This is a genomic window from Cryobacterium sp. PAMC25264 (genome assembly GCF_019443325.1).
GTDB lineage: Bacteria > Actinomycetota > Actinomycetes > Actinomycetales > Microbacteriaceae > Cryobacterium.
The window spans coordinates 2,866,489-2,889,155 of sequence record NZ_CP080383.1; the positions used below are offsets into that span (position 1 = coordinate 2,866,489).

Below are 22,667 nucleotides of genomic sequence, written 5' to 3' on the forward strand. Positions count from 1 at the left end.
AGTCGAGGGTGGGTGGTGCGCTTTACGCGAGGACGGTGAGGTCGGCGAGGGTGGCGCGCACACCCCGGTCGCGCAGGCTGGTCAGCCCGGTGGCTACCTGCTCGACAAGTCCGTCGAGGACGGTGAGGTCGGTGCCCCACAGGGTGGTGTCGGCCAGGATCGTGGCGACGTAAGCATCCGTGTCGGCGGCGGCGGCGTACGCCGCATGGAACGCCGCGATGGTCTCGGCGCTGTCGACCGGGGTGATGGTCACGCTCGGGTCGCCACTGTAGGTGAGCAGGATCGCGGACAGGGCGAGGGTGACGCGGGGCGGGAAGGTGCCGTTGGCGGTGTGGAAGTTCAGCAGGATCGGCAGCAGGCGGCTCTTGTACTTGGAGGCGCTATTCAGGGCGATCGAGGCGAGTTCGTGGTGCATGAACGGGTTCTCGAAGCGTTCCTTGACCGACTCGGCGTAGGCGGCGAGCTCGTCATGCGGCAGGTCCAGCACGGGGATGATCTCCTCGTACATCTCCTCGTGCACCAGCGGCCCGAAGTCGGGGTCGAGCATGACGTCCCGCACGGTCTCGACGCCGGCGAGGCGGGCGAGGGAGGCCATGGTGGTGTGCGGGGCGTTGAGCAGGAAGACCTTGCGTTCGCGGTACGGGGTCATGTCGTCGGTCACCGTGACGTTGAGTCCGGCCTTCGCCAGCGGAAGGGTTTCGGTGAGCGCCTGCGGGCCCTCGAGCACCCACAGCAGGAACGGTTCGGCCTTGACGATCAGGCGGTCCTCGAAGCCGAACTCGGCGCACAGTTCCTCGGCCCGGTCCTTCGGGTAGCCGGGAACGATCCGGTCGACGAGGCTGGAGTAGAAGGTGTTGCTCGTGTTGACCCAGGCGGTGAACGCGTCGCCGAGTTCCCAGTGTGCGGCGGTGGCCAGCACGGTCTCCTTGAGCTTGTCGCCGTTGTGCTCGATGAGCTCGCAGGGGATCAGCGTGAAGCCCGTCTTGCCCAGCTCGAATCGGCGGTAGAGCAGCGCGGTGAGCTTGCCGGGGAAGCTGGCGTGCGGGGCGTCGGTGCGGAGGTCTGCAGCGCTGTAGACGATGCCCGACTCGGTGGTGTTGGAGAAGATGAACTCGATGTCGTCGTTCTCGGCCAGGGCCAGGTAGGCCTCGTAGTCGACGTAGGGGTTGACCGTGCCGGTGACGACAGTCATGACCTCGTGGGACTGCACCTCTTCACCGTCCTGCTTGCCCTCGAGCAGCACCGTGTAGAGGTTGTCCTGCTCCTCGAGCATGGCGACGAGGCCGCCGGCGAGGGGCTGCACGATGGTCACGCCGCCGTTGAACAGGCCCTGCGTGTTCATCTGCTGCAACTGCCAGTCCACGAACGCCCGCAGGAAGTTGCCCTCACCGAACTGGATCGCCCGGGTGGGCAGGGTGTCGCTGGGGTGGATGGCGCGGGTGAGTCGTTCCATGGTGTGGGGGTCCTCTGCGTTCTGGTGGGGCTGGGTGTGCGTGGGGGTGGTCGGCTCGTCGCGCGCGGGCTCTGGTTCGACGCTGAGTGTGACGCCCATCCGGTGCTGGGCGCCGGGGGCGAGAACCCGGGCCTGGCCCTGCACGTTGCAGGCTTCGACGCACACGGTCTGGGTCCATTCCTCGTCGCCGAAGTCGCCCATCGCGGCAGCTTTGGTGCTGCCGGGGTTCCAGACCACGGTCTGGGCCGCATCCGTGTCGCCGACCAGGATGCTGCGGTGGTTGCCGGTGTCGTCGATGGTGACGACCCGCGGCATCGGGTAGACACGGTCGATCTCGGCGCCGGTGAAGGCCACCGGCAGGGCCGCCGACGCGGTGACCGGCGGGGACACCGTGCGGTCGAGGTAGGGCAGGTCCTGCAGGCCGAGCAGGGTGGTGCCGCGGGCGTCGGCCACCGCGAAGTAGGTGTGGAAGGCCGTCTCCACCGAGACCGGGGCGGCACCGTCGTTGCGCACCGTGAGGGCGAGGGAAAGGGTGGCGCCGATCCGCACGGTGTAGCGCAGGGAGACCGGCTGGGCCGTGCCGGTGGAATCCCGGTGCGAGCCGGCCAGTTCGAAGGTGAGCACGGCATCCGGGCCCTCGAGGGCGGCGGCGGTGAGGGTCCACGCGGAGATGCGGGCCCAGCCGTGGTTGGGCGCGGTGGCGTCGCTGAGGTTGGGGCCGAACCAGGGGAAGCAGACGGGAATGCCGCCGCGCAGGGCCGCCGTGGGGGTGAAGGCGCCGCTCTCGCTCATCCACAGAACGGGCTTCTGCCCGGCGGGCGTCCACTCGGCGACGTGGGCGCCGTGCAGATAGACCAGGGCGGTGGCGGCGGGGAGGAACACTTCGACGGCCGGCAAGTCGCCCTTGGCCGTCACCAGACGGATGCCTACCGGCAGGGTTACGACGCCTGTCACCGGTTCGTTATCGGTTGCCTTCATGTTTCCTCCTCGTTGAGAATCAGCTTGTGAGCTTCTCGCTGTTCCGCCTGGCAGAATCTAAGTCCGCCACATGAACTCACCATAACCACGTTCAGAATCCGACCGCAACTTGCCAGGGCCTTCAATCCGACTCAGACCCTAACTGGGGGCAGGAATATGACGGATCCGGATTTGTCAAGGGTCCGACGGCATTGAATTCCGGGACGTGGACCACTGAGCGGCACAGATATTCCACAAGCGTGGTTAACTGTCCATAAGACAGAACGCCGGATCATCGGCGACAGCGCAGAGGCAGGACACATGGGACCTTCGTCAACCAGCGACCCCGAGAGCACAAGCGCGCCCGCGACCTCGGCCAAGGACAACGCCGCCCAGAAGCTGCTGCGGGTGCTCGAGGCCGTCTCGAACCCCGGCGACGCCCACCGGCTCAGCGACCTGGTCAAGGAGACCGGGCTCGCCAAGACCAGCGTGTTCCGTCTCCTGTCGGAACTGATCGATAGCGGGTACGTGGCCCGCCGGCCCGACGGAAGCTACGCGCCCGGGCGGGCGTTCCGCCTGCTCGCCCTCAAGCTCACGGCCGCGCCCGACGACTCAGACCTGATCGGTGACCGGCTGCGGCGTCTGCAGGCTGACGTGCACAGCACCATCCACTTCGCGCTGCGCACCGGCGACTACGCCACCTACGTGGAGAAGATCGAGGATACGGCCCAGCCCATCCAGATCGCCTCCCGGGTGGGCGCGCAGATTCCGCTGCACTCCACCGCCATCGGCAAGGCGATCCTGGCGCACCTACCCGAAAGCGAGGTGCGCAGCTACGCCACCCGCACCGGGTTGCACACCCGCACCGAGTACACCATCACCGATGTGGCAGGGTTGCTCGCCGACGGCCGACTGGTGCGCAACCGCGGGTTCTCCATCGACGATCAGGAGAACGAGGAGCACATCCGCTGCATGGCCGTGCCGGTCTTCGACACGCAGCAGCACCTCATCGGCGGAATCGGCATCACGACCATCGCTCCCCTGGTTCCCCGGGAGAAGCTCGAGGCGTACGCGCCCCTGCTGATGACCGCGGCGCGCGACGTGATGACGCTGCTGTAGACGCGCTCTGCCCGCTAGGGCAGCGTCTCGCAGGCCAGCCGGTCGTTGTCGGAGTCGAGACCGGCGATGTCACCGTAAGTCGGGTAATAGGTGTTGAACCAGTTCTGCGCCTCGGCGCGGGTGGCGAAGTCGCCACAGTCCTTGTCGCCAGGCCGCGCGGGTGCCGACACCGTCGGCGAGCTCGGGGCGGTGCTGCCGTGCACGTCCGGGGCGGGGAATCCCGCGGCGGCCCACTCGGGGTAGCTGACGGCACGGTTCACCAGCGGTCCGGCGTAGACGACCGTGGGGTCACCGGCGGACCGGTAGAACTGGTCACCGGGGAATCGCTGCACCACCTGCGGGGTGGGGAATGATTCGGCGGCCCACTCGGCGTAGCTGAGCTTCGCGCCCTGACCGCCGGCGATGTCGTTCATCCCGCCGATCTCGGCGGACCAGCTCAGCTTCTGGAAGCCGACGTTGTCCAGTCGCTCGAAGTCCTGGAAGCCCGAGTCGGCCCACTCGGAGTAGTTCAGCTTGTGCACCACTCCGTCGCCACCCTGCACGAAGAGTTCGGCCGAGGTGGACCACTGGTAGTACGAGCTGCCGAGGATCCAGCCCGCGTTGCGGACCGCCGGGTAGTGGGCCTTCTGGTACTGCGGGAAGGTGAGTTCGTCCCACTGCCAGGTGTCGGAATCCGTCTGCCAGAAGGTGACGCCGTACACGGTGGCCGACCACGGGTACTTCACGTACGCGGTGGGGGCCGGCTGCACCGCGGCGAACTTGTAGACGTCGCGGTAACGCTCGAAGCTGATCGGGGTGGGCGTCACGCCGTCGACGAGTTCGTAGACCGTGTCGAGGTAGGCGATCTTGGCGAGGGTCCAGGTCTGTTCTGCCGGGTCCGTGGGAACCGGGCTGGGCTCCGGGGTCGCGGTCTGGGTCGGGGCCTCGGTCGGCGCCAGGGTCGGCGCCGGAGTCTCGCTCGCCGCCGGCGTGGGCGTGGGTGTCTCCACCGACGAACCGTTCAGACCGGATGTGATCGATGCAGTCCCAGCCAGTGCAGGCTGGGGTGCGGCGATACAGCCGATAGTGACGATGGCGATGGCGGCCAGGCCGCGCATAGAAATCTTGATCACGTGTGATTCCCCCTCGAATTACCCTCAGGCTAGTGGCCGGCCGGCTCCGACGGGGTGAACGGCAGAAGTCAGTCTGTGTCGGTCGTTGCCGCCGAGCCGAGCACGCGGCGGGGGCCGGCGCCATCCGTGCGCAAACGGTCCTCGGAGTTCAGCACGGCGCACCGCGACTGGGAGAGGCAGCCGCAGCCGATGCAGCCGGTGAGTTCGGCCTGCATCCGCTCGAGAACGGCCCGCTGACGGGCCAGGTGCTCACCCCAGGTAGCCGATATCGCGCCCCATTCGACACGGCTCGGCGGGCGGTCGTCGGGCAGGTCGCTGAGCATCTCGGCCACCTCGGCCAGCGGGATGCCATAGCGCACGGATACCTGGATCAGCGCGATGCGGCGCAGAACGTGCCGGGGAACATCCGGGCGTTGGTGCTGGAGCGCACGGCGGGGATCAGCCCGAGCGTCTCGTAGTAGCGAATGGTGGACACCGCAACGCCCGCGCGGGCGGCCACCTGGCCGATTGGCAGGAGGTCGTGGCTGGATAAGTGCTCTGACACGGACATTCTCCTTGATCTCAAGTGCACTTGAGACGATAGCGTAAACAAATGACCGCATACACGCTCCCCCAGCTGACCTACGACTACGCCGCCCTCGAGCCTGCTATCAGCGGGCGCATCATGGAACTCCACCACAGCAAGCACCACCAGGCCTACGTGACCGGTGCGAACGCCGCGCTGGACCAGCTCGCCGAAGCACGCGAGTCGGGCAACCTGACCTTCGTCAACAAGCTGCAGAAGGACCTCGCGTTCAACCTCGGTGGTCACGTCAACCACTCCATCTTCTGGACGAACATGTCGCCGAACGGTGGCGACAAGCCCACCGGTGAGCTCGCCGCGGCGATCGACGACACCTTCGGCTCGTTCGAGAAGTTCCAGGCGCACTTCACGGCTGTGGCCATGGGCGTGCAGGGCTCCGGCTGGTCGATTTTGGCCTGGGATACCCTGGGCCAGCAGCCGATCATCGTGCAGCTCTACGACCAGCAGGGCAACCTCCCCGCCGGCATCGTTCCCCTGCTCATGCTCGACGTCTGGGAGCACGCCTACTACCTCGACTACCAGAACGTTCGCGCTGACTACGTGAAGGCATTCTGGACGGTCACCGACTGGGCCAACGTCTCCGCGCGCTTCACGAATGCGCGGGACACGACCTCGGGTCTCATCACGCTGTAAAACGCTTCATCGAAAGGGGTGCTCGGCCGTCGGTCGGGCGCCCTTTTTTGTGCCCAGTGGCGAATGTTCCCCGATGAGCAAGGACGAACTCGTCGAGGCAATCCAGAAAGAGAACGCGAGGCTCACGCGGGCCGCTGCCGGGTAATCGCACCGAGCAGGGAGGGAAGGACCCTCGGAACGGTGGAGGGTGAGGTCTGGTTCCTCGAATGGCGCGCCTGGTGGGGATTCCGGCAGAGGCCGCTTGGTTGCGTTGCCTGGACCTGGCTTCGCCGCCGCGGCTGGGTAGCTGGCAGTGCGGACGAGGTCGTGGGTGCGGGTGTTGGCGTAGGTTTTCGGCGGCCATGGACCGGCGGGTGAGTTCCTCGTCGTCCCACGACGACCTGTACGCCTTTCCGGTGGGGTCGAGGCGACCGGATTCGACAGGGTCGCCGTGTAGGCCGGCCACGATCTGGGGGTCGTGGCCGAGCCCTGTGGAGGAGCGGCCGGGTCGGTTAGCCGGGCAATTCGTAGCGGTGACGAACGTGGTGTCGATCCGCGCTGGCCTGCCAGAATTCGACCTCGGTGGGTCGCAGGGCGTAGAGCTGCCAGGCCGGGTTCGCGGCGGCGTTGGCCGCGGGGCGTTCGGCCCAGTCCCGGGCCGAGGCCTCGGCGGACAGCTCGACCACTGAGCCGACCAGCCGCACCTGGCGGCCCAGCTCCGACCAGTAGAAATTCATTGCCGCCCGTGGATTCCCGGCCAATTCCCGTCCCTTGCGTGACGTGCGCGCCGTGGCGAACTGCCAGCCCTCCTCATCGAGGTTCTTGAGGATCAGCATGCGGGACGACGGCATGCTCGCTTCGCCGACCGTTGCCAGGCTGAAGGCGTGCGGCTGGCGCACCCCGGCGGCGAGCGCCTCGTCGAGCCAGTCGAGAAACAGCTCGACCGGATCGGCCGGCGCCATGGTCGGGTCGAATCGGGGCAGGTCGTCGGGAAAATCGGGCAGGGCACGCAGCCGGCTTCTGAGGTTTTCGGTCACGTCGCGAGCCTACCCATCTCCCCGCGAACCGTGAGCAAAGCACCGAAATCGGGCGATTTGTGGGGCTTAAGTCACAGTTCGCGGAGGGGCGGGCGGGGTCAGACCCAGGTGCCGTGGTGCAGGGTGGCGGTCACGTGCAGGGCGGCGTCGAGAAGGACCAGGTCGGCTCGGAGACCGGGGTGGATACGGCCGCGATCGGTGAGCGAGAGCAGGTCGGCGGGATTCTGGGTGGCCGCCCGCACGGCGAACGCCAGCGGCACGCCGGCCGTGAGCACCGCGAAACGTACGGCCTTGCTCAGGGTGAGCACGCTACCGGCGATGGTGCCGTCGGCCAGCCGGGCCTCGCCGTTGGCGACCGTCACGTCCAAGCCACCCAGCTTGTAGTCGCCGTCGTCGGCACAGGCCGCGGCCATGGCATCCGTCACGAAGACCGGCCTGGCCCGGCTCTCGGCGACCAGTCGCACCACGGCCGGATGCAGGTGCACACCGTCGGCGATCAGCTCGGCGAACACCGACGGGTCCTCCAGCACCGCCAGTGCAGCACCCGGCTCGCGGTGGTGCAGCGGGCGCATGGCGTTGAAGACGTGGGTGCCCACGGTGACGCCCGCCTCGATGGCGGCGCGCGAGGTCTCGTAGTCCGCATCGGTGTGCCCGATTGCGGCGACCGAGCCGTACTCCACGATCCTGGCCACCGCTGCGAGGCCGCCGTCGAGCTCGGGAGCGATGGTCACCATGCGCACGGCCCCCGCGCCGGCCTGCATCAGCCTGTCGACACTCTCCGAAGTGGGCTGCAGTAACAACCGCTCGGCATGGGCTCCGCGATGCACCGGGCTGAGCCACGGCCCCTCCAGGTGGATGCCGGCCAGCAGGCCGTCGCGCACCAGCCCGGCGAGCGCCGCCACCAGGATCTCCATCTCGGCGATGGGCGCCGTCACCAGACTCGCCATCATGGTGGTGGTGCCGTGCTCGCGGTGCGTCGCCACGATGCGGTGAGCCGCGGCCCGGGTATCCGGGTCGTTGAAGCTCACCCCGCCGCCGCCGTGGCTGTGCGCGTCCACGAAGCCGGGCGCCAGGATGCCGTGCGGCACCGCCACATCCGCCGGACGGGGCGGTGTGCCGCCGCCGCAGCCCACAATGAGGCCGGCGCGCACCTCCACCCAGCCCGGGGAGAGCTCCCGGTCGGGCAGGATCACCGTGCCCGCCGCGATCAGCAGCGGGGTGTCGGATCCCGGACCCGCGTCACCCGGAAGCGACGGGACGGCCTCGCCCTGGGCGGGCGGCTGGGCGGAGGTGAGCGGTGTCATGGCGGGTCTCCAGGAAATGGGGCGGCGGGGCGGAGCGGGTATCCGACGGGGATCTGGCGGGGCAGAACCTCGGTCGGATGGGGCGTGCGGCACGCCGCGCGGGAGTCGGGCGGGTGTCAGCTCAGGTGTTCACGGTGAGGAAGACATCCCCGGCCGTGAGCCCGAGTCCGGCCACGACGGCGTCGGACAGGCCGATGTCGGCACGGGTACGGTCCAGGACGATCACGGGAGCGATCGGGTCGCGGCCCGACGCCACGACGGCGGGTACGTCGTAACTGACGATCATGTCGCCGGCCGCCACGGTGTCGCCCTGCGCCACGTGCAGGGTGAAACCCGCACCGGCCAGTTCCACGGTGTCGATACCGAGGTGCACGAGCACCCCGATCCCCTGCGGGGAGACGATGACGTAGGCATGCGGGAAGACCTTGAGCACCGTGCCGCCGATCGGCGCGATGGCGTCGACGACTTCGCGGGGCGGGTCGATGGCCGCTCCCGGGCCGACGATCTCCTGCGCGAAAGTGGGGTCTGGCACCGTCTCGAGGGCCACAGCACGGCCGGGGATCGGCGCCAGCACGACCAGCGGCGCGAGCGTCTGTGCGGTCACAAGCTCAACCGTCGGCTCGACCGCGGTCACCGGAGGTCTTCGATATCGTCGGCGAGGTTGTCGGCCTCTGGGCCCACCACGACCTGCACGATGGTTCCGTTGCGGAAGACGCCGTGGGCGCCCGCGGCCTTGAGCGCCGCCTCGTCCACCAGGCCGGCATCGGTCACCTCCGTGCGCAAACGGGTGATGCAGGCCTCGATGTCCACGATATTTCCGGAGCCACCGAGGCCCGCCAGGATCTGCTCTGCCTTGCTCGTCATCATCTTCTCCTCGGGTACTGCGTGGCACCGGGGTGCCGGGAACGGTCGGGACGGAGCACCTCGCGGACCGAGATGCCCGTGCGAACCGGCCCTTGACAACGGACCGCCGCACCTTCATTATCGAAGTAATTGGACCGTACCAGTACGGACCAAAAAGCGAAAGTGGTCTGGTCTGAGAATTGACCGATCGCCAGAAAGAAAGGTTCGCCGTGGCGACACAGCTCGACGAAGGACCGGTACTCGCCGGCGGCGCGGTGCCGAAACACACGCAACTGCGCTCGATCCTGCTCGATCGGGTAGAGACCACGCTGGCCCCGCACGCCGCCATCCCCCCGGAGCGCAAGCTCATGACCAAGTACGGTGTGAGCCGGTCGACGGTGCGTGAAGCCATCCGGCAGTTGGTGGAGGAGGGCGTGCTGTACCGCATCCAGGGCAAGGGCACCTTCGTCGCCGGCGAACGCGTGCAGAGCGATCTGCACCTCGCCTCGTTCACCGAAGACATGCGGCGGCGCGGCCTGGTGCCGGCGACCGTCGTGATCGCGGCGGCGCTCATCGACGCCCCGCTGGAGGTACGGGCTGCCCTCGGACTCAAGTCCGGCGCTCAGGTCTACCAGGTCGAACGGCTCCGCCTGGCCGGCGGCATCCCGATGGCCTTCGAACGCGGCTATTACCCGGTGGCCCTGGTGCCCGGGCTGGGCGAGCAGGACCTGACCCGGTCGCTCTACGCGACCTTCTCAACCGAATACGGGCTGCGCATCGACCACGCCGAACAGACCGCCTGGGCAGAGACCGCGGATGCGGCGCTCGCCGAATCGCTCGGCACCCCGCCGGGCACGCCCCTGCTGGTTTTCCGACGCACGTCCTCCGCAGGGTCGACCCCGCTCGAGTACATCACCTCCTGGTATCGCGGTGACCGCTACCAGATCCACATGACCCTCGACCTGCACCACGAGTTGTAACCACACAGACCTTTCCCCGCCCCGCTCAGGAGCGCCCGTCCCACGCCGCACCCCGGCGCTATTCGGCGCGCCGTCGCGAGACGATCCGCAGCACCGTTCAGAGCACCATCCGCACCACGCACGGCAGTCCCCGCCACACCCCATGCACACGCGCCAACCACCAGGAGGAATCTATGTCCAGCACCACCGTAGATGCCGGGACGGGACGCAAGATCCCCGGCCTCGCCCAGCTCCAACGCATCGGTCGCAGCCTCATGCTGCCCATTGCGGCACTTCCCGCCGCCGGTCTGCTCCTGCGTCTCGGCCAGCCCGACCTACTCGGCGCGATCCCCGGCTTCGAGACCGGGGCGGCCGTGATCGCCTCGGCCGGTGGCGCCCTGTTCGACAACCTCCCCCTGCTGTTCGCCCTCGGCGTCGCAATCGGCTTCGCCAAGAAGGCCGACGGCTCGACGGCGCTGGCTGCCGTCGTGGGCTATCTCGTCTTCAGCAACGTGGGCAAGGCCATGTCGCCGGCCGTGATGGGCCTGCCCGCCGAGGGCGCCGACCAGGTGCTCGTCAACTACAACGTGCTCGGCGGCGTGCTCATGGGCGTCGTCTCCGCGGTGCTCTGGCAGAAATACCACCGCATCAAACTGCCCAGCTACCTCGCCTTCTTCGGGGGCCGCCGGTTCGTGCCGATCATCACTGCCGTGGTGGCCCTCGTGCTCGGGGTGCTTCTCAGCTTCATCTACCCGGCGTTCAGCAGTGGGCTCACCGGGTTCGGCGAGTTCGTGAGCTCGAACGACATCTGGGGCGGATTCCTCTACGGCACGGCCAACCGGCTGTTGATCCCGGTCGGGCTGCACCACATCCTCAACTCGATGATGTGGTTCGTGATCGGCGACTACAACGGCGCCACGGGTGACCTGCACAGGTTCTTCGCCGGCGACCCCACCGCGGGCTCGTTCATGACCGGGTTCTTCCCCATCATGATGTTCGCCCTCCCGGCCGGCGCCCTGGCCATCTGGCAGGAAGCCAAGCCCTCGCAGAAGAAGATCGTGGGTGGCATCATGCTCACCGGTGCCCTGACGGCGATGCTCACCGGCGTCACCGAGCCGCTCGAGTTCTCCTTCATGTTCGTCGCGTTCCCGCTCTACGCCATCCACGCCGTGCTCACCGGCTCGTCCCTCGCCCTGGTCAACGCATTGGGCATCCGCGACGGCTTCAGCTTCAGCGCCGGCGCCTTCGACTACATCCTCAACTTCGGACTGGCCGAGAAGCCGCTGCTGCTGATCCCCATCGGGCTGGCGTACGCGGCGATCTACTACTTCCTGTTCCGATTCGTCATCCGCCGCTGGAACCTGCGTACCCCCGGCCGCGGCGACGACGAGATCGCGGAGGCCGGCGCGCCGGACTCCGCCTCGGCGACGACCGTCTAACCTCACCCGACCGCGGGCCGGGCGCCCTCAAGCGCCCGGCCCGCGGCCACTCTCACCAAACACCGATCCGCACCAGGAGTATCCAGTGGCCGAAGTAGTCATCCTCGAGAACGAAACCGCGGCGGGAATCCTCGCCGCCGCTACGATCCGCGACCTCATCGATCGACAGCCGGATGCCGTCCTCGGCCTGGCCACCGGATCCACCCCGCTCTCCGTCTATAGCGCGCTGGCGGCGTCCCTGCGCCGGGACCCCCTGGACGTCTCCCGGGTGCGCGGCTTCGCGCTCGACGAATACGTGGGGCTGCCGGAGGGCCACCCCGAAAGCTACCGCGCCGTCATCACCCGCGACGTGGTCGACCCCCTCGGCCTCACCCCCGGCAACATTCAGGTTCCCAACGGCAACCCCGCCACCCTCGCGACGGCCGGCGCCGACTACGAGAACGCCATCCTCGCGGCGGGAGGCATCGACCTGCAGATCCTCGGCATCGGACGCAGCGGCCACGTGGGGTTCAACGAACCCGGCTCGTCGTTCGCGTCGATCACCCGGGTCAAGACGCTCACCGAGAAGACCCGCATCGACAACGCCCGTTTCTTCGCCTCGCCCGACGACGTGCCGATCCACTGCATGACGCAGGGGCTCGGCACCATCCGCCGGGCGCGGCACCTGATCCTGCTCGCGTTCGGCGCCGAAAAGGCGGATGCCATCGCCGCGGCCGTGGAGGGCCCGGTCACCTCGAGCAAACCCGGGTCGGTGATTCAGCTGCACCCGCACGTCACCGTTCTCGTCGACGAGGCCGCGGCCTCCCGGCTGGAGAACATCGCCTACTACCGGTACGCCTGGGCGAACAAGTACGCCGGGCAGGGCATCTAGGCGGTCGACGGGGCGGCCAGGGCGGCCAGCGCCGCCCCGGCCCCCAGCAGGATCACCAGGAGATACCCGGCGCGACCGACGAGGACCTGACCGCGCGGCGTGATCCGGCCACCCCAGAACGCCCCGGCCGCCACCAGCCCGAGTTGCCAGGCGAGCGAGGCAATGGCCACCCCGGCCACGAACGCCGTGGCAGCCACCGCGCCGCCGGGCGCAGCCAGAGTGGGCCGCAGGGCCGTGGTCAGCGCCGCGAAGTAGAGCAGAGTGGCCGGGTTGACCGCGGTAAGGCCGAGCAGCAGCAGGAAGAACCTGGCAGGTGCCGGGCGTCGCACACTGCTGCGGCCCGGCTGATCCTGGCTGGCCGTAGGCCGGCGCCGCTCCCGCAGCAGACCGGCCACACCGAGCGCCATCAGCATCGCCCCGGCCAGCAGCCCGGCCGCTGCGCCCCACTCCCCCAGCACCGGCGCCACGACTGCCCCGGCGCCCAGCGCGACGATGCAATACACGCTGTCCACGAGCGCCACCGCTGCAGCGCCGGCCGCGCCCACAACGAACCCACCGGCGACCCCCTGGCGCACGAGTAACAGCCCGATGGCGCCGAGCGGAACGGCCACTCCCAACCCGGCCAGCGCCCCCGCACCGAACAGCCCCAGAATTTCCATGGGCCGATCCTGCACCCCCTCCCACGCGGTGACCTAGATTTTTGCGGCGGCGCGGCTACACTCGCGGCATGGACAGTCTCGACAGCGAAATCATCGGCATTCTGCGCGACGATGGCCGCATTTCGTTCAGTGCGCTGGGCACCGCGGTGGGGCTCAGCACAAACGCCGCGGCGGCCCGGGTGCGCAAGCTCGAGGCCAACGGCGTGATCGTGGGATACCGGGCGATCCTGGCCGATGACACCCCGCTGGGCGCCCTCGGCATGGAGGCGTTCATCGATGTCCGGCTGCGCGCCGACGCCGACTCCGAGACGTTCCTGCACGCCGCCCTGGCCGAGCCCGAGGTGCGCGACGCGGTGCACGTGACCGGACCCTACGACTATCTGCTGCACGTGTGGGTCTCAGACACCACCCACCTGAACGGCTTGCTGCACAGGCTCAAGAAGAAGGCCGGCGCCGGCCAGACCCAGACCCGACTGGCCCTGCGCCCGCCCGCCACCGCGAGGGAGTGACCCGCCCGCTGCCGTCGACCCCGTCACCGCTCGGTACGCTGGCAGGATGAGCGACTTCGGCACCTTCGCCCCCACCCTGGTGGGGGTCGCGGCGCTGGTGGCGCTGACCATCACGGTGCTGTGGGGCACCCACATCCCGAATCCGTTCGCCCCCTCCCTGGCGATCCTGCGCGGCGCGGTGCAGCTCATGCTCATCAGCGTGATCCTCAGCGGCGTGATCACGAGCCCGCTCTGGGTGACCGTGGCGCTCCTGGTGATGTTCACCGTGGCCGCCGTCACCGCCGCCCGCCGGTTGGGCGGCCGCCGGAAACACATCGTGCTGGTCGCCTCCGCCATGGGCGCGGGCATCGTGACCACCCTGCTCATCGTCTTCGTCAGCGGCGCCATCGAGTTCTCGCCCCGGTACGCCCTCGCGATCGGCGGCATCGTCATCGGCAACTCCATGTCGATCGCCACCCTCGCCGGCCGCCGGCTCACCGAGAGCGTGAACGACCACTGGGACGAGGTGGAAGGGTGGATGGCTCTGGGCGCGACCCCGCGGCAATCCACCCTCGGCCTGGCGCGCAATGCGGTCTATTCGGCGCTCATCCCGTCCACCGACCAGACCAAGACCACCGGGCTCGTCACCCTGCCCGGCGCCTTCGTCGGCGCCATCTTCGGCGGCGTCTCACCGCTGGAGGCCGGCCGGTTCCAACTCGTGGTTCTGGCGTCGATCATGGCCGCCGGGTCGATCACCGCCGTCGTCGTGGTGCGAATGCTCGCACCCGTACGGATGCGCCCTGCGGCACTCCAGTGAGCCCCAGCGGGCCCGCCTCCCTCCGTCACTCCCCCGGCGCCCGGGTGGGTCTGTCGATCGCCGTCGCGACCGGGCTGTACGGCATCTCCTTCGGCGCCCTCTCGGTCGCGTCGGGCCTCGACGTCTGGCAGACCGCGGTGCTGAGCCTGCTGCTGTTCACGGGAGGCTCGCAGTTCGCGTTCATCGGGGTCATCGCCGGCGGCGGCACCCCTGTGGCAGCGGCGAGCGCGGCCGCGCTACTGGGCATCCGCAATGCCGTGTACGGGATGCAGATGAACGTTCTGCTGCATCCGCGGGGCTGGCGCCGGTTCGCCGCCGCACACGTGACCATCGACGAGTCCCTCGCCACCAGCACCGGGCAGACCGACCCTCTCGAGCAGAAGCGCGGCTTCTGGGTCGCCGGCGTTGGGGTCTTCGTGCTCTGGAACCTATTCACCCTGATCGGGGCGCTCGCCGGCGACGCGCTGGGCGACCCCAAACAGTGGGGCCTCGACGGGGCCGCGGTCGCCGCCTTCCTCGGCCTGCTCTGGCCCCGGCTGCGGTCACGGGATGCCGGCGCCATCGCCGTGGTCTCTGCGCTGGCCACCCTGCTGGCCGTGCCATTCGTGCCGCCGGGCATCCCGATCCTCGTGGCCGCTGTCGTGGCCGGACTGATCGGTTGGTTCGGCTCTCGGGACGCCCCGCCCCGCGAGGGCCTGGAGCCCGATGTCGACCCGTACCCGCAGGGCGACGGACGGAGCCCTCTGTCGTGACGCTCTGGTTCTGGATCGTGGTGGCCTGCGTCGCCGGGTTCCTCACGAAGCTGCTCGGTTATCTGGTGCCCCGCACCTGGCTGACCAACCCGCGCGTCGCCCGGGTTGCCGGCACCCTGACGATCGGACTACTGGCCTCGCTCACCGTCGCCAACGCCGTGGCATCCGGTCAGGCCCTGGTGTTGGACTCCCGGCTGGGCGCCCTCGCGGCGGCGGCTCTCGCGCTGTGGCTCAAGGCGCCGTTCCTGCTGGTCGTGATCGTGGGAGCCGCAGCCGCAGCCGGACTGCGGCTGCTCGGGATGCCGTAGCCGACCCTCCCCCTCCGCTGGGGTGCCATAACAGGGGACCCTTCGGTGTGCAGGACGGCTTCCTGGTGAGCGATGCTTGATACCCCGCATTCGATTTAGAGATTTCTGGAGAACCATGCTCACCGTCACCGCCTATGCGGCGCCGTCTGCGACCGCGCCCCTCGTCAAGACCACCATCGAGCGACGGGAGCTCGGCCCGGCCGACGTTCTCATCGACGTCAAGTACTCCGGCATCTGCCACTCCGACATCCACACGGTCCGCGGCGAGTGGGGCCCCATCCAGTACCCGCAGGTGGTCGGCCACGAGATCGTGGGAATCGTCTCCGCCGTGGGATCCGACGTGAGCCTGCACCAGGTCGGCGACCGGGTGGGTGTCGGCTGCATGGTGAACTCCTGCCGCGAGTGCGAGAACTGCCTGGCCGGTGAGGAGCAGTACTGCCTCCGCGGCAACACCGGCACCTATGCCAGCGTGGACCGCGACGGCACCATCACCCAGGGCGGCTACGCCACACACATCGTCGTGGTCGAGGACTTCGTTCTCAAGGTTCCCGAGAGCATCCCGTTCGAGGCCGCGGCACCGCTGCTCTGCGCGGGTATCACCACCTACTCGCCCCTGGCGCACTGGAAGGCCGGCCCCGGCCGCAAGGTCGCCGTCGTGGGCATGGGCGGCCTCGGCCACATGGCCGTGAAGATCGCCCATGCCATGGGCGCCGAGGTCACCGTGCTCTCGCAGAGCCTGAGCAAGCAGGAGGACGGCCTGCGCCTGGGCGCCGACCACTACTACGCCACGAGCGACCCGGCCACCTTCGAGACCCTCGCGAACACCTTCGACCTCATCATCAACTCGGTCAGCGCCTCCATCGACATCAACGCCTACCTGTCGCTGCTCCGCCTGGACGGCACCCTGGTGAGCGTCGGCGCCCCGCCCGAGCCGCTCCCGGTGCAGGTGTTCAGCCTGTTCGGCAACCGTCGTTCCTTCGCCGGCTCCGGAATCGGCAGCATCCGCGAGACCCAGGAAATGCTCGACTTCTGCGCCGAGCACGGCATCGCGCCCGAGACCGAGCTCGTGGCGGCCGACTACATCAACGAGGCGTACGAGCGAGTGCTGGCATCGGATGTGCGCTACCGCTTCGTGATCGACGTGGCGACCATGGCCTAACCCGGCCGGATGACCGCAGAAGGCGCCGCCCCGGCCGATTAATCGACCGGGGCAGGCGCCTTCTCCTGTTCGTTGACGACGATTGTTGTGAGCGGGGCCTGCACAGCTCTCGGTTGTGTTAGTGTGGGTAGTTGCGCGTCGATCTTTATCACGATTCGACCCCTCCGCTGCCCCAATCCATGGCCGGAGCCGCACACCCTCCGATCGGGTTCATCCCCATTCGGAACCACTCGACCGGAATACCGGTCGGTCATTCACGCTGCAGAAATTCGGCGTGCGCAACGTTGCGCGCCGCCTTCACACGTCACAACGAAAAGTTCGCTTCACATGTTTACTCCCACTATCAACCTCGACAACGCCACGGATGCCATCGAAACCCTGGCTCCCGAACACCAACAGGCGATTCACCTGGCCTACTACGCCGGCTTCAACAACGATCAGGTCGCCAACCTGCTCGGGGTGAGCGTCGACGTGGCCGATTCCCGCCTCAGCGAGGGGCTCACCCACCTCCGCGAGGCGCTGCGCGTCGCCGCCTGACCTTCCCGTTCCTTCACGCCGCGTCTACAGTCGGCGTCCGACTGACCGTGCACCCGAGCATTATCGCGTCGTGATCATCGGCGGCGGCAACGCCGGCCTGTCGGTAGCGGGTCGGCTGCCCGCACCCCCACGACCGGCGGCGCCCTGCGCAAGCAGACCCTGGTCCCGGCGAAAAACCTGAACGCGGTGCTGAACGGCAGCCCCCGGCGAAAAGATACGACGGGTACTCCGTCTGTCCGTTCACCGCCCTGGGTGTACGTGCACCTGATCCTCAAGGAGCGTGTTCAGCGCGGGTTGCGGATGGGCACACGGGGAGAATGGCGCGGCGAACACTCTGCGTGCGGCGGCGAGGCGATCCTGGAGGCGTGCAGGTCGTCCGGCCGGACGCGCTCTCCGACGACAACGTGATATTTCGAATGTTCGTCTCGATCTCGCGAACAAATGCGAACAAAGTTTCGAGACTGGTTCTCAAATTAAATGACTGAATCTCACAATTTTGATCGAATCGTGAGAGAATGGAGTCATGGACGAAGAGCTCGAAAGAGGCTCCACACCACCGGCGGGAACATCTCCCACCGGACCGACTCACGCCCGTCCGAACCCCGGCGACTGGAACACCGGCCTTGCGACCCCGCCCGTGAGTGCGGCACCGCTTCACTCCACGATAGACGGCACCTCCGACACCCGAGCCGCCGCTTCGCCCTCGCCGAGGGCGGCGAAAGAGCAGCCCGTGTGGCGGGAACCGGACGAGCTTCCGGCGGTTCAGCGGGCGCACACCGGAGCCTTCGGCGACAAGCTCTCTGCCCTCACCGACGCGGCGCGCACCATGCAGGCCGTGATGGACTCCATCGACGCCGCTGGGCTCAACGATGCCGAAGCGGTCGCGTTGACCCAGAAGGTCGAGCAGCTCGGTCGGGCGGTCGACGCGGCCAGGGTCACCACTGCCACGGTGATCAGCGGCCGCGCGCACCGCGGTCTGGGCACCGACTCGCTCGCCTGGCGACTGGGGGCCTCCCACGAGAACGAGCTGCTCACGCTCCTCACCCGAGCCTCGGTGCCCGAGATGAAGCGGCGGGTTGCCCTGGGTGAGAAGGTCGCACCGCGGGTGTGGGCCGGCATGGTCCTCGAGCCCGTGTTTCCCATCGTGGCTGCCGCCCTGGCCGCCGGCGAACTCGGAGTGGACGCGGCCGAGAACATCGTCAGGGGTCTGGCTGACTACAAGGTCCACGGCCGCTTCGATGCCAACCCCGCCGATGTCGACGCCGCCGAACGGGACCTGGTCATGTCCGCGACCGGGTCGCTCTTCGACCGCAGACCCACGAACGAAGCCACCCGTCCAGGCACGCAGGCCACCGGTCCCGTCGTCCGGCTGGGCGACTCGGACGGGTTCACCTTCACGGCTGACCGCATCAACGAGATGACCAAGCCCTGGCAGGCACGCTTGAACCCCAACGGCGTTGCACCGAACGAGGCGATCGTGGAGGCGAAATCCACGTTCACCTTCGGCCGACTCCGCGATGACGGGCTCTACCCCATCCGCGGTGGCGTCACCCCAGACCTCAAGGGTCGCATGGACCGGCTCTTCGACACCTATCTCTCCGCCCGGTCCGCGCCCGCCTTCCCCAGCGCGGAAGAGCAGGAACGAATCGAGGCCGGCGAACTGGTCCCCGGTGCGGTATTGGATGAGCGCACCGGCGGTGAGAAGCGCGCCGACATTCTGCGCGGCATCCTCACCCAAGTCGCTCAGGACCCCCGCACCCCGACCATGGGCGGAATGCCACCCGTCGTGATGGTCCACGTGAACGCCACCGATCTACTCGCCGACTTGGGCGTCGGCTGGATCGACGGTGTGGACGCCCCCCTCTCGATGAAGACGATCAACCAGATGATCGACAACGGCGGCATGCAACCCATCTTTTTCGGCGGCAACGGGGCTGTTCTGGGGTTGGGTACCAAGGCCCGCTGCTTCTCGCCTCTGCAGCGCAAGGCAATCACCGCCCGGGATGGTGGCTGCATCCTCTCGGGGTGCACCTGCCCACCACAGTGGTGCGAAGTGCACCACGTGGTCCCCTGGCAGAACGGCGGCGCAACCGATGTGAGCAACGGGGTGCTGCTGTGCTGGTATCACCACCACACGATCACCAGCGGCACCGGCTGGAAGATCCGCATGGTCGACGGGATGCCCCTGGTGAAGGCTCCACACTGGATCGACCCCGCCGGGCGGTGGCGCAGACCCAACAAGCACCGGGCACATGACACGGCCCCAGACGGCCCCCGGAATACCGGATAGCCCGGACCATGAAGCGGCGCGCCCGGTCAGCTGATAGTCGCCTTTCTCCGGCTCTACGGGCACCCACCGGACTGGTCTGACTCCGCACCGACCCGCCCCACGGAACGCCCTAGTCTGGCTAGCATGCCTATCCTCGACTCAACCCAGGTCGCCCTCGTCACCGGCGTGGGCCGTCGCCGATCGATCGGGGCGAGCCTCGCGGTCGGGCTGGCCCAAGACGGCTGGGACCTCGCACTGAACTATTGGCGGCCCTACGACGACCGGCTCGGCTACGAGCGCAGCGCTGACGACCCCGAAGCCATCGCCGACGAGTGCCGTGCCCTCGGCGTTCGAGTCCAACTCGTCCCCGGCGACCTCGGTGACCCCGACGTGCCCGCCGCGCTCCTGACTGCTGCACAAGTCCTCGGTCCGGTGACCGGCCTGGTCATGTCGCACTGCGAATCGGTGGACAGTTCGATCCTCGACACGGAAGTCTCGGCCTGGGACCGGCACTTCGCGGTGAACGCCCGCGCCACCTGGCTGCTCATCAAGGCCTTCGCCGAACAGTTGCCGGCATCCGTGGCACCGGGCACCGTCGGCGGCCGAATCGTGGCCCTGACCAGTGACCACACTGCGAACAACCTGCCCTACGGCGCCAGCAAGGGGGCACTCGACCGCATCGTGATCGCCGCCGCCGTTGAGCTGGCCGACCGCGGGGTGCGCGCGAACGTCATCAACCCCGGCCCCATCGACACCGGCTGGATGGACGACGCGGTGCGGACCTGGGCGACGTCCGCGACACCCGCCGGTCGGCTCGGCACTCCCGCCGACACGGCGAACCTCGTGCGGTTCCTGTTCTCCGAGCCGGGCTCATGGATCACCGGTCAACTGCTGCACAGCAACGGCGGCTTCAAGATCGGTTGACAGAGGGGCTTACGCCGTCGCGGCGGAGATCGACTTCTGCAGGGGGCGATAGTGCTCGACCACCGCTTTTCGATAGCCCTCCACGTCCCCGCGCAGCGCGGCGGCGAGCATATCGCCGTGTGCTTCGGCGGTGTGTCGGATGTCCGCCGGCATGGCGATTCCCAGCTGGGGAATTACCGCGGTGTGAATATCCCAGAAGGCGCCGACCAACTGTACGGCCAGCCGGTTGCCGGTCACGGCGAACAGCTTTGTGTGAAAAGCCCGGTCGGCCTCTAGAAACCCTTCGCCTCGGGATGCCTTGTCGATCATCTCGTCCACGAGCGCCGCCAGCTCCGTCGAGTCTGCTTCAAGAGCGCCGTTCACAATGACGTCGGCCATGGCGAGGTCCAGGGCGAGCCGCACGTCGACGACCTCACGCAGGGCCGCCAGCGATCCCTCCGGCGACAACACACCGCGGAACACGAGCGCCTCGACCATGGGGTCCAGCGACATGGCGCCGACGTAGGTTCCGTGCCCGTGGCGTACGTCGACGATGTCAAGGGTCGCGAGAGTTCTGATCGCCTCGCGAACTGACGAGCGGGAAACATCGAGGGTCTCGCAGAGTTCGGGCTCGGTCGGCAGCAGGTCACCCGGCTTGAGATTTCGGGTGAGGATCAATTTCTTGATCTCGTCGGCCGCGGTAGAACGCCGCATGCGCGACGTGTGCTTGTCGATCTGTGACATCCAGTCTCCGTCCCCTCGGTTTCCCCGACGTGACAATTTGGTTTCCACCATTGCGTCGGGGCCGAACTTGTGTCTACAGTACATCAGACGTCAGATGTCCTGCAATGCTTTCCCGTCCCTCTTGGAGAACTCATGAATCGAATACCCACCCGCCGTCGTATGGGTCGTCTCGCTGCCGCAGTAGCTGGCACCGTCGTGACCGCCATCGTGTTAGCCGGCTGCGGAGCATCCACCCCGATCCTAGCGAGGACAATGCCTCAGCCGAGGTCGATCCGAACGGCATCATCGAAGCCGGAATCTCGTATTCCCTGAACGGTAGTTTCGACCCGATGATCGCCTCAGGCGCAGTGACGGTCGCCGCCAACTGGCACATCTTCGAGGGGCTCGTCGACCTGGACCCCGTCACCAAGGAGCCCTACGCGGCGCTCGCTGCGGATCTCCCGACGAAGGTCGACGACACCACTTTCGAGATCGACCTCCGAAAAGGTGCAACCTTCCAGAACGGCGAACCCGTGACACCGGAAGATGTCGTGTACAGCTACGAGCGGGTCCTCAACCCGGACAGCGGATCGCTGTTCACGACGTACATCGATTTCATCAACTCGGTCACCGCGGTCGATGATGACACCGTTCGAATCACCACCGACTACCCGTTCTCGCTGATCAATGAGCGCCTCGGCATCGTCAAAATCGTTCCGAAGGCTGTCGTCGAGGCAGACCCCGAAGGCTTCGGCGCCAACCCGATCGGCTCCGGACCCTACTCGCTGGTCTCCGCGGTTCCCGAGGACAAGATGGTCTTCGAACGCTACGACGACTACAACGGCCCGCGCCCCGCGCTCGCGGCCGGCATGAACTGGAACCTCCTGGCTGACGCGGCCGCTCGCGTGACGGCCATGTCCTCCGGCACCATCCAAGCCATGGAGGACGTTCCGTACATCGATGTCGACCAGCTCGCCTCATCGGCCGATGTAGACAGCGTCCAATCGTTCGGACTCCTTTTCATGATGTTCAATACGGATGCGGCTCCGTTCGACGACCCCCGCGTGCGCCAGGCGTTCTTCTACGCGCTCGACATGGACAAGATCATCGAAACCGGCATGCTCGGCAACGCGACCGCGGCCACATCCTTCCTTCCCGAGGACTACACGAACTACCACGAGGCGTCCACGGTCTACACCTATGACCCCGACAAGGCCGAAGAACTGCTCGACGAGGCCGGCGCGTCCGACCTCTCGATCACGCTCCTCACCACCGACACGGGCTGGGTCAAAGAAGTCGCTCCGCTGATCAAGGAGTCCCTGGACGCCATCGGAGTCGACGTGACCCTGGACATCGGCCAGTCGGCCGCTGCCTACGCCAAGGTCGATTCCGGCGACTACACCGTCATGGTCGCCCCGGGTGACCCCTCCGTGTTTGGCAACGACCCCGACCTCCTCATGAACTGGTGGTACGGCGACAACGTTTGGACAAACACCCGCACCAACTGGGCGGACACGGAGGAATACGCCCAACTACGCGGCCTGCTCGACAGTGCAGTGCAGGAGGACGGCAGCACGCAGCAGGAGACCTGGAACGAAGCCTTCGATTTGATCTCCGAGCAGGCTGTACTGTACCCGCTCTTCCACCGCAAGCTCCCCACCGCGTGGAGGGGGCAGGAACTGACCGGTTTCCAGCCCGTCCCCACCACCGGGCTGTCCTTCCTCGACGTGGGCGTCGCCGCAAACTAACCGTCGTCCACCCGC

The 22,667-nt window shown here is 67.8% G+C and carries 24 protein-coding genes; 14 read left to right on the top strand and 10 right to left on the bottom strand.

The features are described from left to right. Positions 1-22: 22 nt before the first annotated feature. A complete protein-coding gene (locus KY500_RS13345) occupies positions 23-2,431 on the bottom strand; it encodes a tagaturonate reductase (RefSeq protein WP_219900955.1) in 2,409 nt (802 codons plus the stop codon). Between the two features lie 300 nt (positions 2,432-2,731). Between KY500_RS13345 and KY500_RS13350 the strand changes: the two genes are divergently transcribed. Then, a complete protein-coding gene (locus KY500_RS13350; RefSeq protein ID WP_219900956.1) occupies positions 2,732-3,529 on the top strand; it encodes an IclR family transcriptional regulator in 798 nt (265 codons plus the stop codon). A 14-nt stretch (positions 3,530-3,543) separates the two neighbouring features. On the opposite strand, the gene KY500_RS13355 is transcribed toward KY500_RS13350, so the two are convergent. The 3 genes from KY500_RS13355 to KY500_RS19430 all read right to left on the bottom strand — a co-directional run bounded on the left by KY500_RS13355 (position 3,544) and on the right by KY500_RS19430 (position 5,185). Next, entirely contained in the window at positions 3,544-4,641 is a 1,098-nt protein-coding gene (locus KY500_RS13355; RefSeq protein WP_219900957.1) for a hypothetical protein, read from the bottom strand. 68 nt (positions 4,642-4,709) lie between these two features. Next, positions 4,710-5,000, bottom strand: a complete 291-nt coding sequence (locus KY500_RS19425; protein ID WP_255579324.1) for a MerR family DNA-binding protein — start codon at positions 4,998-5,000, stop codon at positions 4,710-4,712. An 11-nt stretch (positions 5,001-5,011) separates the two neighbouring features. Then, the gene (locus KY500_RS19430; RefSeq protein WP_255579331.1) at positions 5,012-5,185 is read right to left on the bottom strand and encodes a MerR family DNA-binding transcriptional regulator; all 174 of its coding nucleotides are present in this window, start codon (positions 5,183-5,185) and stop codon (positions 5,012-5,014) included. Between the two features lie 48 nt (positions 5,186-5,233). On the opposite strand from KY500_RS19430, the gene KY500_RS13365 reads away from it, so the two are divergent. Then, positions 5,234-5,857 carry a superoxide dismutase gene (locus KY500_RS13365; protein WP_219900958.1) on the top strand — a complete coding sequence of 208 codons (624 nt, stop codon included), beginning with the start codon at positions 5,234-5,236 and terminating at the stop codon, positions 5,855-5,857. Positions 5,858-6,348: 491 nt separating this feature from the next. Here KY500_RS13365 and KY500_RS13370 read toward each other — a convergent pair whose 3' ends face one another. From KY500_RS13370 to KY500_RS13385, 4 genes are all read right to left on the bottom strand, one after another. After that, on the bottom strand, positions 6,349-6,873 hold the full coding sequence (locus KY500_RS13370) for a pyridoxal 5'-phosphate synthase (RefSeq protein WP_219900959.1): 525 nt from the start codon (positions 6,871-6,873) through the stop codon (positions 6,349-6,351). 98 nt (positions 6,874-6,971) lie between these two features. Further along, positions 6,972-8,177, bottom strand: a complete 1,206-nt coding sequence (gene nagA, locus KY500_RS13375; protein ID WP_219900960.1) for an N-acetylglucosamine-6-phosphate deacetylase — start codon at positions 8,175-8,177, stop codon at positions 6,972-6,974. Between the two features lie 121 nt (positions 8,178-8,298). Next, positions 8,299-8,781, bottom strand: a complete 483-nt coding sequence (locus KY500_RS13380; RefSeq protein WP_255579334.1) for a PTS glucose transporter subunit IIA — start codon at positions 8,779-8,781, stop codon at positions 8,299-8,301. A 26-nt stretch (positions 8,782-8,807) separates the two neighbouring features. After that, entirely contained in the window at positions 8,808-9,041 is a 234-nt protein-coding gene (locus KY500_RS13385; RefSeq protein ID WP_066597867.1) for a glucose PTS transporter subunit EIIB, read from the bottom strand. Between the two features lie 209 nt (positions 9,042-9,250). Between KY500_RS13385 and KY500_RS13390 the strand changes: the two genes are divergently transcribed. The 3 genes from KY500_RS13390 (at position 9,251) to KY500_RS13400 (ending at position 12,289) form a co-directional block, all read left to right on the top strand. Beyond that, positions 9,251-10,000, top strand: a complete 750-nt coding sequence (locus KY500_RS13390) for a GntR family transcriptional regulator (protein WP_219900961.1) — start codon at positions 9,251-9,253, stop codon at positions 9,998-10,000. A 173-nt stretch (positions 10,001-10,173) separates the two neighbouring features. Next, a complete protein-coding gene (locus KY500_RS13395; protein ID WP_219900962.1) occupies positions 10,174-11,418 on the top strand; it encodes a PTS transporter subunit EIIC in 1,245 nt (414 codons plus the stop codon). A gap of 85 nt (positions 11,419-11,503) precedes the next feature. Next, positions 11,504-12,289 (top strand): glucosamine-6-phosphate deaminase, encoded by a 786-nt coding sequence (locus KY500_RS13400; RefSeq protein ID WP_219900963.1) that lies wholly within the window; start codon positions 11,504-11,506, stop codon positions 12,287-12,289. On the opposite strand, the gene KY500_RS13405 is transcribed toward KY500_RS13400, so the two are convergent. Continuing rightward, positions 12,286-12,948, bottom strand: a complete 663-nt coding sequence (locus KY500_RS13405; protein ID WP_219900964.1) for a LysE family transporter — start codon at positions 12,946-12,948, stop codon at positions 12,286-12,288. The two genes, KY500_RS13400 and KY500_RS13405, sit on opposite strands and share 4 nt — an antisense overlap. Positions 12,949-13,016: 68 nt before the next feature. Here KY500_RS13405 and KY500_RS13410 point away from each other — a divergent pair, with 68 nt between their 5' ends. The 8 genes from KY500_RS13410 to KY500_RS13445 all read left to right on the top strand — a co-directional run bounded on the left by KY500_RS13410 (position 13,017) and on the right by KY500_RS13445 (position 20,202). After that, positions 13,017-13,457, top strand: coding sequence for an Lrp/AsnC family transcriptional regulator (locus KY500_RS13410; RefSeq protein WP_219900965.1), 441 nt, complete (start codon positions 13,017-13,019; stop codon positions 13,455-13,457). Positions 13,458-13,503: 46 nt separating this feature from the next. Further along, positions 13,504-14,253: an ABC transporter permease gene (locus KY500_RS13415; RefSeq protein WP_219900966.1), complete on the top strand. Its 750-nt coding sequence runs from the start codon at positions 13,504-13,506 to the stop codon at positions 14,251-14,253. Further along, the gene (locus tag KY500_RS13420; RefSeq protein WP_219900967.1) at positions 14,250-15,005 is read left to right on the top strand and encodes an AzlC family ABC transporter permease; all 756 of its coding nucleotides are present in this window, start codon (positions 14,250-14,252) and stop codon (positions 15,003-15,005) included. The genes KY500_RS13415 and KY500_RS13420 overlap by 4 nt, the downstream gene beginning before the upstream one ends. Next, complete coding sequence (locus KY500_RS13425; RefSeq protein WP_219900968.1) at positions 15,002-15,313, top strand: AzlD domain-containing protein; 312 nt, start codon at positions 15,002-15,004, stop codon at positions 15,311-15,313. The genes KY500_RS13420 and KY500_RS13425 overlap by 4 nt, the downstream gene beginning before the upstream one ends. Before the next feature lie 115 nt (positions 15,314-15,428). Further along, the gene (locus KY500_RS13430; RefSeq protein ID WP_219900969.1) at positions 15,429-16,472 is read left to right on the top strand and encodes an NAD(P)-dependent alcohol dehydrogenase; all 1,044 of its coding nucleotides are present in this window, start codon (positions 15,429-15,431) and stop codon (positions 16,470-16,472) included. Between the two features lie 327 nt (positions 16,473-16,799). Then, positions 16,800-17,009, top strand: a complete 210-nt coding sequence (locus KY500_RS13435) for an RNA polymerase sigma factor (protein WP_219900970.1) — start codon at positions 16,800-16,802, stop codon at positions 17,007-17,009. A gap of 730 nt (positions 17,010-17,739) precedes the next feature. Next, complete coding sequence (locus KY500_RS13440; protein WP_219900971.1) at positions 17,740-19,299, top strand: HNH endonuclease signature motif containing protein; 1,560 nt, start codon at positions 17,740-17,742, stop codon at positions 19,297-19,299. Between the two features lie 123 nt (positions 19,300-19,422). Continuing rightward, positions 19,423-20,202, top strand: a complete 780-nt coding sequence (locus tag KY500_RS13445; protein WP_219900972.1) for an SDR family oxidoreductase — start codon at positions 19,423-19,425, stop codon at positions 20,200-20,202. A 9-nt stretch (positions 20,203-20,211) separates the two neighbouring features. On the opposite strand, the gene KY500_RS13450 is transcribed toward KY500_RS13445, so the two are convergent. Then, positions 20,212-20,925, bottom strand: coding sequence for a FadR/GntR family transcriptional regulator (locus KY500_RS13450; RefSeq protein ID WP_245976969.1), 714 nt, complete (start codon positions 20,923-20,925; stop codon positions 20,212-20,214). A 329-nt stretch (positions 20,926-21,254) separates the two neighbouring features. Between KY500_RS13450 and KY500_RS13455 the strand changes: the two genes are divergently transcribed. Continuing rightward, positions 21,255-22,652 carry an ABC transporter substrate-binding protein gene (locus tag KY500_RS13455; RefSeq protein WP_219900973.1) on the top strand — a complete coding sequence of 466 codons (1,398 nt, stop codon included), beginning with the start codon at positions 21,255-21,257 and terminating at the stop codon, positions 22,650-22,652. Positions 22,653-22,667 lie beyond the last annotated feature (15 nt).